This window comes from Vibrio nigripulchritudo ATCC 27043, from assembly GCF_000222685.1.
Taxonomy (GTDB): Bacteria; Pseudomonadota; Gammaproteobacteria; order Enterobacterales; family Vibrionaceae; genus Vibrio; species Vibrio nigripulchritudo.
Genome location: NZ_AFWJ01000284.1, coordinates 19,659 through 30,084, shown reverse-complemented (window position 1 = coordinate 30,084; position 10,426 = coordinate 19,659). Strand labels below are relative to the sequence as shown.

11 protein-coding genes are annotated in these 10,426 nt (G+C 49.6%); 4 read left to right on the top strand and 7 right to left on the bottom strand.

Annotated elements, in window-relative coordinates; all coding sequences use genetic code 11:
* The 3 genes from RH89_RS22005 to RH89_RS21995 form a co-directional block, all read left to right on the top strand.
* The coding region (locus tag RH89_RS22005; protein WP_038146999.1) for a glutamate ligase domain-containing protein at window positions 1-407 on the top strand (407 nt) is incomplete at its 5' end.
* 69 nt (window positions 408-476) lie between these two features.
* Complete coding sequence (locus RH89_RS22000; RefSeq protein WP_244410433.1) at window positions 477-2,051, top strand: hypothetical protein; 1,575 nt, start codon at window positions 477-479, stop codon at window positions 2,049-2,051.
* Window positions 2,052-2,063: 12 nt separating this feature from the next.
* Window positions 2,064-2,741 carry a tail fiber domain-containing protein gene (locus RH89_RS21995; protein ID WP_004406761.1) on the top strand — a complete coding sequence of 226 codons (678 nt, stop codon included), beginning with the start codon at window positions 2,064-2,066 and terminating at the stop codon, window positions 2,739-2,741.
* A 23-nt stretch (window positions 2,742-2,764) separates the two neighbouring features.
* Here RH89_RS21995 and RH89_RS21990 read toward each other — a convergent pair whose 3' ends face one another.
* Window positions 2,765-3,394, bottom strand: a complete 630-nt coding sequence (locus tag RH89_RS21990) for a response regulator (RefSeq protein WP_004406760.1) — start codon at window positions 3,392-3,394, stop codon at window positions 2,765-2,767.
* Window positions 3,395-3,784: 390 nt separating this feature from the next.
* Between RH89_RS21990 and RH89_RS21985 the strand changes: the two genes are divergently transcribed.
* Window positions 3,785-4,246: a hypothetical protein gene (locus tag RH89_RS21985; protein ID WP_022560776.1), complete on the top strand. Its 462-nt coding sequence runs from the start codon at window positions 3,785-3,787 to the stop codon at window positions 4,244-4,246.
* Window positions 4,247-4,256: 10 nt separating this feature from the next.
* On the opposite strand, the gene RH89_RS21980 is transcribed toward RH89_RS21985, so the two are convergent.
* From RH89_RS21980 to RH89_RS21955, 6 genes are all read right to left on the bottom strand, one after another.
* Window positions 4,257-5,375: a M20 family metallopeptidase gene (locus RH89_RS21980; RefSeq protein ID WP_004406756.1), complete on the bottom strand. Its 1,119-nt coding sequence runs from the start codon at window positions 5,373-5,375 to the stop codon at window positions 4,257-4,259.
* A gap of 21 nt (window positions 5,376-5,396) precedes the next feature.
* Window positions 5,397-6,167, bottom strand: a complete 771-nt coding sequence (locus RH89_RS21975; protein ID WP_004406755.1) for a glutamine amidotransferase — start codon at window positions 6,165-6,167, stop codon at window positions 5,397-5,399.
* A gap of 71 nt (window positions 6,168-6,238) precedes the next feature.
* A complete protein-coding gene (locus RH89_RS21970; protein ID WP_004406750.1) occupies window positions 6,239-7,327 on the bottom strand; it encodes a phosphotriesterase family protein in 1,089 nt (362 codons plus the stop codon).
* A gap of 7 nt (window positions 7,328-7,334) precedes the next feature.
* Window positions 7,335-8,345 carry an ABC transporter permease gene (locus tag RH89_RS21965; protein WP_004406749.1) on the bottom strand — a complete coding sequence of 337 codons (1,011 nt, stop codon included), beginning with the start codon at window positions 8,343-8,345 and terminating at the stop codon, window positions 7,335-7,337.
* Window positions 8,345-9,181 carry an ATP-binding cassette domain-containing protein gene (locus RH89_RS21960; protein WP_004406747.1) on the bottom strand — a complete coding sequence of 279 codons (837 nt, stop codon included), beginning with the start codon at window positions 9,179-9,181 and terminating at the stop codon, window positions 8,345-8,347. The genes RH89_RS21965 and RH89_RS21960 overlap by 1 nt, the downstream gene beginning before the upstream one ends.
* Before the next feature lie 32 nt (window positions 9,182-9,213).
* The gene (locus RH89_RS21955; RefSeq protein ID WP_022593771.1) at window positions 9,214-10,155 is read right to left on the bottom strand and encodes a substrate-binding domain-containing protein; all 942 of its coding nucleotides are present in this window, start codon (window positions 10,153-10,155) and stop codon (window positions 9,214-9,216) included.
* Window positions 10,156-10,426 lie beyond the last annotated feature (271 nt).

Genomic DNA, 10,426 nt, shown 5'->3' with positions numbered 1-10,426 from the left:
CTCTGGATTCACTGAATCAAACCTTTGGCAAGAAGCTGGTGGTGGTGTTCGGTTGCGGTGGTGATAGAGACAGAAGCAAACGCGCACCCATGGCAGAAAGTGTCAGACAGTTTGCAGACCAAGCCTTTATCACCAGCGATAACTCACGAAGCGAGCCGCCTGAACAGATCTTCGCACCACTCAAAAAAGTCCTGCCACATGCCCGAGTCATCAAAAACCGGACGGACGCCATTTATCAAGCTTTAAAAACACAGCAGCCCGATGAAATCGTGGTGGTCGCCGGTCGAGGTCACGAGGGCATAAAAGTGGATTCCGCCACAGAGCTGATCGCCCCTTTAGAAAGGACTCAAAACGTGCGGGACGCCGACATTATTCATCATTGCTTAGCGCAGTTGCCGCACTGGTAACTGCGCTAGGCAAAACGCTACTCAAAGCAAAAACCAGTCAGATAACACTTATCTACACTCAAGGAGGACATGATGCGAATAGCCGTTATTGGTGATTCAGTGATGTGGGGGCAAGGTATCCCCCGTCACTTAACCTATGCGAATCAACTCGTCAGTTGGCTTCGACAAAACGTAAATAGTGGCGCAAATGTGCGGGATCTTCACCAACCCGTCACTGGTGATTACAAAGCCCATTCTGGTGCCATCATCGGGAACGACAACGAGCACCACCGACGCCCGAGCTACGACACCAACTTGCCGCAACCCACCTATTTTGGTGACTTGCCTGCGTCGTACCCGACCATTACCAGACAACTCACAGACATCGACCAACCAGAAAACGTCGATTTGCTGCTGATGAACGGCATCGCCAACGACGTCGGGTTTAAGTCTGCTGCCACCGATTTTGAAAAGACGGTGCAAAAGCTGGATGGACTGGTCGACGACCGCCTGATCCCGTTTCTGGTGAAAGCCAGAAATCAGTGCCCCAATGCGTTGATCATCTATACGGGCTATTTTCCGGCCGTTTCTCCGCATTCAAAATTTGAAAGTGTTGAACAGGTATTGGACGTGATGGAGCAAGCGGGTTCCGTGTTGCAGGAAATTGCTAACTTCCGAACCGGAAACCGTTTTGCCGACACCATTATCGAGTTTGCCGAAGCGCTCACGCCCATCGATGACATTCTCGGATGGATGGGCGACGGGCTGACTGCGCCAGCCGACCAGCTCGACATCATCAAACTCAATGCTTACCTGTTCTATACCGCCATGGAACTGGGCGCAATGCGTGCAGCCAACAAGGTCAACCAACAACTCACTGCCAGCGGCAAAGCGCCCATCTGGTTTGTTCACCCCGGTTTGTCGGCCAGCAAAGCCATGTTCACACGACAGCCGCAGGTGTGGGGATTGCGAGGCGATCCTCTTGTCACTCGCGAGCGCGTCAAGATGTGCCCGAAATATCAGGCAACGTTGAGTTTTTCTGCATCGGAAGGGTTGGAACTGGGACAAAACCTGCTCACTGCGGTGTCTTGCCAGAAAGCCCACATGCTGCATCCCAACAAATCCGGAGCAAACCAGTATTTTGCTCGTCTGCAATCCATGATGACCGACCATCACACCTTCAGTCTGCGTAAAGTGATGGGGCAAATCGCACCAAATTATCGCGTTCGTAGAGCCACGGAAGAACTCGGAATTCCATTTAATGGTTCACTTCGAAATCTGATTCCTCATCAAACACTGAACATGCTGGGAGCAACGCTGACGGTACAAGCAAGAAGCAACGCAGAAAAACTGGTGTTCAACCTCCATTACGGGGATCGCAAGTTCCCGCTGGTGGTGAAATCGCTGGTGAATCAAGGGGCGATGAAGCTCTATGCTTCCGAGCAAGTCGTGCTGGATACCGAAGCACGGATACCGATGAAATCCGTCAGCAAACTGCACCTTCGCTGCGCGACATCGGGGGTGAACAAAGTTGCTAACGTGAATCTGCAAGTGATGATCAACGGCGCGACCTTCTCATTCGATTTAGAAGAAGCCAACGGCACACTCAGCAGTACCGGAACTCCGCTGCCATTCGGGCTCTTTTCTACGCCAACTCAAAACTAAAAGGACTTAATTATGACTACCGACATCAAACTGGGCACCCGCCGCATCGACAACATCGCAAACCACTTTCGTTTTGGTCAGCGAGCCGAAGAAAACAAAGGCACAGGCGTTGAGATTCTGCGCGACAACTTAATCATCACTTCAGAATTTTCTAGCCGCGCCAACCGCACGGTTATTACGCCAAACCGTGTTCGCACCAAATCAACCGTGTCCGATAAAGTGTTCTGTGAAGAACAGGAGTGTCGCAAAGAGATCAGTGTAGGCAGTGTGGCAGCGGTAACAGAACGCATCGACAACGAAACTGGTTCAATTAAAGTCATCACTCCCAAGGATACCCCCGATATTCACGTCGATGGAGAAACCGGAGCAATCAAAGCGCGTAACTTTCGCCGAACGTCTGATGAAAGGCTCAAGAAAAACATCAACCCTATCCTTTCACCACAGCAAATCCTAAGTCAGTTGAATGGCGTGACGTTTTTGTGGAAAGACAGCCACAGCAACACCACAGAATACGGGCTGATTGCCCAACAGGTAGAAGCGGTGATCCCATCTTTAGTGGATGAAGACGCAGAAGGCATGAAGAGTGTCGACTATGAAGGGCTGATCCCTTTACTGCTGGAAACCACCAAGCAACTGCACCAGCAGGTTCAAAGATTGGAAGAGCGCATCATGGTGCTGGAAGCGAAGTAAGCCAGTTGAGGCAGGGGTTGAGGTTACTTGATCAGCCCCTGCTGATTGGCTTCATACACCGCTTCACAGCGGCTGTTGACTTCAAGTTTGCGATAAATCGCTTTGATATGATCGTTCACTGTGTAATGAGAAATACCCATCATATTACTGATTTCGCTGCTTTTAAGCCCTTTTGCCAGCAAAGTCAGTACTTCGTTTTCCCGACCCGTTAATGGATTCGGCAAAGGTTCTTTTTGCCCGCCTTGGATTTGGTTCAACACATGAGCAGCGACGGCAGCACTCATGGGTGCGCCTCCGGCGAGTTGGTTAGCGATCGCCTGCTCTATCTGTTCGAATGGGGTATCTTTCAGCAAGTAACCACGAGCACCCGCTTCGATGGCTTTGAGCACATTGTCTTCGTCGCCAAAGATGGTCAGCACCATGATTTCCGTTTTTGGGGATTGCGTTCTTAAGTGAGCGATCAGTTCCCGACCATTACCGTCGGGTAAGCCGAGATCAACCAAGGCTAAATCGTATTGATGCTGCTTAACCAGCTCGAAAGCCTGCGCCAGACAACTGGCGCTGTCACAATGGCTGATCTGCTCAGAATCCGAAAGCTGAGATAAAAACTGTCGATATGCGGGAATGTCTTCAACAATCAATAAGCGGGTCATGCGTGTCTCTATAATTATGGGAATACAAAGTATGGGAGTAGAAAGTTATACATCAGTTAGCCGGAGACAAAGGTGTGCTACTGCAAAGTTCAGAGAACGGTATTTAAAACGTCATCAATAGGAGACATGGCTTCAAGCAAAATGTTGCTTATAGGGCAAATAATTGCCCGCTTTGTTCGTATTATAAGTTCAGATTAAATTTAAGTTTTGATGATGAGCTCAACTGATTTTCCTGTTGAAACAAGTATTTGTATCAAGATTAAGAACTTGAGGGGTTTTCGCACTAATCCATCAAGATTTGACAAGAGCTGAATTCGCAAAAGGCATATTCTTTGCTATTTAAATGTCTATTTTCAAACAGCAAGAAGATTGATCAGATAAGGTGCAATCATGAACAGGACCCTACTGCTGATGTTAACGCCAGCACTATCAGGTTGCTTAACCGATGAATCTGCAACCCGATCGACCAAAAAAACGGACATCTTCTCATCGGTCATGAATCAGACAGTGGGCATTTACCCAAAGTCTTTCACGACTACCCCTACAGGTTGCCGCTGCATTTATGTGGCTAAAAATGCCACCGATACCAAGCTAACCGATTTAAAAATGAACATTAAAGTGCACAATCAGTATGGCACTTTCAATTGTGGTATCGCACTGGGGAAGGATAAGCTGGAACCGGGAGAAGTGCAGGCACTAAGTAACCTGTCCGTTGGAATGGCGTGCGGGGACGTAGAGCAAGTTGAGGCCTTCCATACAGAGGAATGCCATTTTGAAGGAAAACCCAGCGAGTTCTGTCAGCCACACCAGTTCGTATTTGAACCATTCGGTGATATTGACTGGAGACACTAACTCAAGACTCTTACGTGTTTAACTGCCAGGAAGAAATCAGTTCTCCATAAATATCAACAGCCCGAACAATATTCTCAACATAGCAGTATTCGTCTGTCTGATGTGCCATTTCTGGACTTCCCGGCCCCAATAGGACGGTCGGTATATTGTTCAACCGCGGCTTAAGGATGGCTGCATCGGTAAAGTAAGGCATGATCGCCGGTTTCAGTGCTTTGGACGAATCTACCTGACACACTTGATAGCACAAGTTTATCCATGGATGACTGGCGTCTGAGAGCATAGGCGGCAAATCCATGACCGTTTCTAAGTGCCCCTGACCACCAATTAGCTGCTGAATTTTCTGACTGACGCAAGAATGATTCATGCCTTCTACGGTACGGATGTCGATATGAAAATCACAATGATCGGGCACGGAGTTGATGTTGATTCCCCCTTGAATAGTGCCAATGTTCAAAGTGGTACTCCCCATCAGAGAATGGCTTTCTCCAATCGATAAATGCTTCAGAGAAAACACCGCTTCCGACGCATCATAAATCGCATTGTGTCCCTGCTCTGGCATGGCGCTGTGGGCAGTGACTCCCTTAAACGACGCTTTCAACCACAGCGCACCTTTGTGTCCAATTACGGGGTAATTACTGGTGGGCTCGCCGACAATCAACGCGCCAACTTCGGGAAAATCAACGTTGTCGACGACCATGGCTTTTGCTCCATCGCAGCCCGTCTCTTCTCCGCCTGTCAGAATGAGAACGACCCCTTTACCTTCTTTGATCGCCGCCTTGTTTTTGATGCATGCTGATATAAACGCTGCAATGCCGGACTTCATATCACTGGAGCCTCGCCCATACAGACGTCCTTTTTCGATTTCACCACCAAATGGTGATTTCCCCCAGTCAGCATTGCCCAGCGGCACGGTATCCATATGACCAGTAAAGCCAAGCGGCTCCCCGCCTTCTGCTCCTGACATTTCCGCTATCAGGTTTACCCGCCCTTCACCAAAACAATGAGTGCGAACCTGAAAACCTTCCAGTTCCAGAAGTGACATGAGGTAACGCGAACATTCTTGCTCATCACCGGGCGGGTTAAGTGTCTGAATGTTGATCAGCCGTTGTGTCAGGGATACCGCGTCCATAAGCTTTACCTTTTTCGTGTCTTAAGCGGTGGCAGGTATTTCTGTCAGCCAGTCGAAGCAGTTCGTCCAGATGCGTTTATAACCCGACCACGCAATGAAAGGCTCAGGTACCCAATGCACAGCCATATCGCTTGTCCAGACTAATGCTCGCCCACGACCAAATTCCTGACATGCCAGTAACGGATGCTGCGATTCTGGTACTACAGCCAGTACCGTTGCCCCCTCTTTGGCTTCTACCTGATTGTATCCAAGCAGGTAGGGCCATTCTTCGTCCTTAACGCCACTTAACACAGGGTGATCCGCAACGAGTTCGGCAACGAACCCTTCTGGCACTTCCACTCGATCATCTCGCTGCAAACAGGTCACTGGCAGCACATCTTCTACTGGTGTTCCGTGGTATCGGGCAGCGCCATTGATACCCTGAAAACTCAGGTAACCGCCAATCATCATCAGTGCGCCACCTCCCAGCACATACTCTTTAATCAGCTTGAGTCGGTTAGGGGTTCTGGCACTTTTTGCCCAGGTGTCTGGGTGCAACAACAAAGTATTGGTGCCAATGTCAGACAGTACGACGATGTCGTAAATATTCAGCTCTTCCAGCTCAGTTGGAAACCCTTCCTGCGCTTCATGGTTTGTCATGTAGGTGATCTGGTAGTTACTGTCTTCCAGTTGTTGCAGAAAATCCGTTGCTCCGGTTTTGAATGTCGCGGTCGCGAACAGATCAAACCCCTTTGTATGGCTTTCATTGGTCGTCCAAGATTCGCCGACCAGTAAAACATTTTTCTTTGTCATGGTTTTTCATCCTTGTTATTGGTGACCCTAGCCTTCGATCACCTCTAGATCAGGCACCGCTATATTGGTGTCTAATCAATATTTGAAAATACACGAGTAGGATTGGTGATCATCAGCGTTTCCAATTGCTCACCCGATACGCCCAGCCTGCGAAGCTGAGGCACAAAATGCTTGAGAATATAGCCGTACCCGTTTCCGCCATATTTTTTAAGCATCGACTTTAGAAACACGTCCTGAGACAGAAGAATTTGCCGCTCGTAGCCCGACTCAATCAGCTTGAGAATGGCTTTTGCGTTGTCCTGATCACTGGGCGACTGCGCATCTTCCTCGGCGTAGTAGTAGTCCATACCGATCATGTCGTATTCGAGAAATGCCCCTCTGTCTGCCAGTTCATGTTGGTAGCTCTCGTCGTCATAAGACGGATTCATATGGCACAAAACCACATGTTTCAGGTCTGCTCCTTCCGACTCCAGTACATCCAGCACTTGGTGCCCCAAACGCTCCCAGCCCGGCAGGTGCACCTGAATAGGCACCTGAGTGAGCGAACTGGCTCTTCCCGCAGCGCGAAGGCTTTTCTCTTCATTGGCAGTAAACTGGCTGGATACGCCAATCTCACCAATGAATCCAGCCATGACAGAAGGTTTTTCCTCGCTGCCACCTACATCAAACACCAGCTTAGCGGTGAGGTCTTCCACAGAGCTGGACGCCACGTATTCCGGGTGTGATGGCTCTAAATAAAAACCTGTTCCCATTACAATATTCAGCCCGGTGCGGCGCGATATTCTCTGCAACGCAAGTGGATCCCGACCAATTCCGATATTGGTGGGATCAACCACAGTTTCGCCCCCCAGCTCCACATAAAACATCAGCTCTTCAATGGCTAACGCCTCGTCGAACAGCTGGCAGTTATCCTTGTTGATGAGGGGGTTTCGACGTAGATCGCTCAGCATATCTACGCTCACTTCACGCTCAGCAAAGTGACGGTCGGAACAGCAACATGGGGGCACCCATTTCCCTGATGCATCCACCAAAATGTGCTCGTGCATAAGAGTTACGCCCATCTGCTCCACTGGTATGGGACCCAGTACCGTCATAACACAGCCCGAGTTCACCCCCATTGGCAGAGGATCGGGGTGAGTAAATATCGTGCCTTTTTTCATACCTGACTTACCCCTTTGAGCTGGATGATGGATTGAAGATTCGGGTGTTCAGCCAGATGGCGATCAAGATAATCACACCGGTAACAATCTGGGTGTAGAAAGGCGAAACGTGCGCCAGAATCAAACCGTTATTGATGACCCCAACGGTCAATGCACCAAGCACTGTCCCTACTATGGTTCCGCGCCCGCCAAACAGGTTGGTACTGCCAATCACCACAGCCGCAATCACTTCCAGCTCGAAACCCACTCCCTGATTGGATGAACCACTGCCCAGCCTTGCCGTGATGATCACTCCAGCCAAAGCCGCCGCCATCCCACTGAGAACATAAACACTGGAGATGATGGATTTGGTATTCACGCCTGCCCGTCTTACGCCTTCCACGTTTGAACCAATGCCCGTCACGTAACGGCCGTATCTCATGTTATTGAGAGTGAGGTAAGCACAGCCCACCACGGCAAAAGCGATGATGCCCGGTAATGGCACATCAAACAGCCAGGCGCGACCAATATGCGCAAATGGCGAGTCATCCGGGATTGGAATGGAATATCCCTGAGTAATCAGAAGCCCGATCCCCCGAATGATGGTGAGTGAAGCCAGAGTCACAATGAAAGCAGGAATCCCCTCATACGCGATAAAGTAGCCATTGATCGCTCCAATAAGAGCCCCCAGAGCCAGAGCAGCTACCACCACCACAGCCCAGTGCACTTCCCAGTGGCTGAGCGCAACCGCCGACAATGCGCCAGTCAGTGCCAGAGTTGACCCCACCGAAAGGTCAATGCCTCCTGTGGTGATCACCAACGTCATGATGGACGCCACAATCAGAAGCGGTGCGTTCTGCCTTAAAACATTCAGCAGGTTTCCGGAAGTCATAAAGTGATCAGTACTCAGCGAGAACACCACCACACACAACAGGAAAAACGCTGCGATGCTAACCACTCCTGCGTGTTCCAGCATCAGTCTTCGGAAAAATGAGTGGTTCAGTTCCCTTGAGTTATCCGTCATCGAAAGGCTCTCCATTATGCGCCTCCTGAGTTGAGTTGCTCGCCACGAGCTGATGAGGAACTCTTAGCAGAAGGCAGTCCCTGCGCGGATTGCGCCGTAAATTTCTGCCCCACAATCAGGTCCACCACATCAGCAAGATCCGTCTCATCGATTTTTTTCTCGGCGACGTTTTGCCCTTCAGCCATCACCATAATCCGGTCGCAGACCAGAAATAGATCCTGCAATCGATGAGTAATCAGAATGACGCTCACACCAAGCTCACTCACTTTTTTGATCAGTTCCAGAACAGCTTCTACTTCTGCAACCGCCAGCGCAGCGGTAGGTTCATCCATGATGAGTACCTTAGGGTTGAACCCCACCGCGCGGGCAATCGCAATAGCCTGACGCTGTCCACCAGACAGATGTTGCACCTGAGTACGGGTATTGGGGATTTTCACCCCCAGCCCTTTGAGCATTTCAGACGCTTCATGATGCATAACCGCCTTATCCATCAGCTTGAGACCGCACACCGATTTGAGCGGCTCTCTTCCCATAAACAGGTTTCCGGCGACGTCAACCGTGTCACACAGCGAGAGATCCTGGTACACCATCTCGATGTGTTCTGCTCTGGCATCAGCCGGCGATTCAAACACCACAGGTTTTCCTTCTAGGGTGATGGTGCCGCTGGTTGGTGACACCGCCCCAGACAGAATTTTGGTTAACGTCGATTTACCTGCCCCGTTATCTCCCACCAAGCCCAGCACTTCACCTGCTTTGAGTGTTAAATCGACATTGCGTAGTGACTGAATCGCCCCGTAGGTTTTGCTGATTCCGGTCATCTTGATTCGATCCAGATGCACATCCGTATTCATCAAATGATCTCCTTTACTGCTTGCTGTGTGCGCTACTTGAACATGAACCGGAAATCATCCACGTTGGCTTTGGTCACAATGGTGACGGGAACATCAATCTGCTTGTCCACGGCGTTACCTTTAACCAGGTCAACCGCAGCGTTAACGCCTGCTTCGCCCATACCGAAGGTGTTTTGCTGAATCACACCAACTACCCAGCCCTCATCGATACCTTTTACTGCCTGTGCGGTCAGATCCCATCCGAATACACGCATTCTGTCTTTGGCGTTTTGTGAAATCGTCGCAGCCAGTGCACCAATCAGTGCTGGTTCACCTGTGGCGTACACCAGATTCATTCCCGGATTCGCAATCAGCAAGTTTTCAGCCGCAGTCTGGGCAACATCCTGAACATTTCGACCGTCCACCGTGTCAACAATTTTTCCTTTGGAAAGCCCGTTTTTAAATCCGTCCAAGCGCACGTTCTGGATATAGGAATTCAGCGCCCCAACTACGCCCACACTGGGGTTATTCAGGCTTTTTTCATTGATGTACTGAGTCATAAACTCGCCAATCTGTTTACCGGCAAGCAGGTTATCTACCCCCACCTGAACGTCGTTGACTCCTTCAACTATTCCATCAATGGTCACAACCGGAATGCCCGCTTCCTTAGCAGAAACAATGGCAGGTCGAATACCGTTTACGTCAATGGGAAGCACCAGAATCGCATCCACTTTGTCCTGGATGTAGGCGTCGATAGCATCGTTCTGAGCAGAAGGTTTGTCGTTAGCGTTATAAATCAGAAGCTCAACACCAGCTTTGTCTGCCGCTCTCTGCGCTCCTTCGTTGATCTGATTGAAGAATAAAGCCTGCTGATTGATCTGAACCAACGCGAATCTCAGCTTCTCTTTCGCTAGTGCTGGCTGAAAAGACATAGCCACAATCAAAGCGGCTACTCCCGTGAATGAAGTGAGTAATTTCCATGTTTCCCTAAACATTGTCTTCGTCCTTTTCTGAAGTCCATTTTTGTTTTGTAAACCGGTTTACCTGATCGATTATTAACCAGTGAAATTGATAATGTCAACAATAACGGTCACTTTTTAATCACAGAAAAATGGAGAGATCGCAGGCTTTCACAACAAGCCAGTTGAATTCGTTAGGAAAAAGCAGTGTTCCTCATCCACACGTAATTCTCAAAAGATGGAAACCAATAAGCGAATAGGAAAACGCGACTTTGCTACTTCAATACCCTCACGCTCTGGCTGAGGT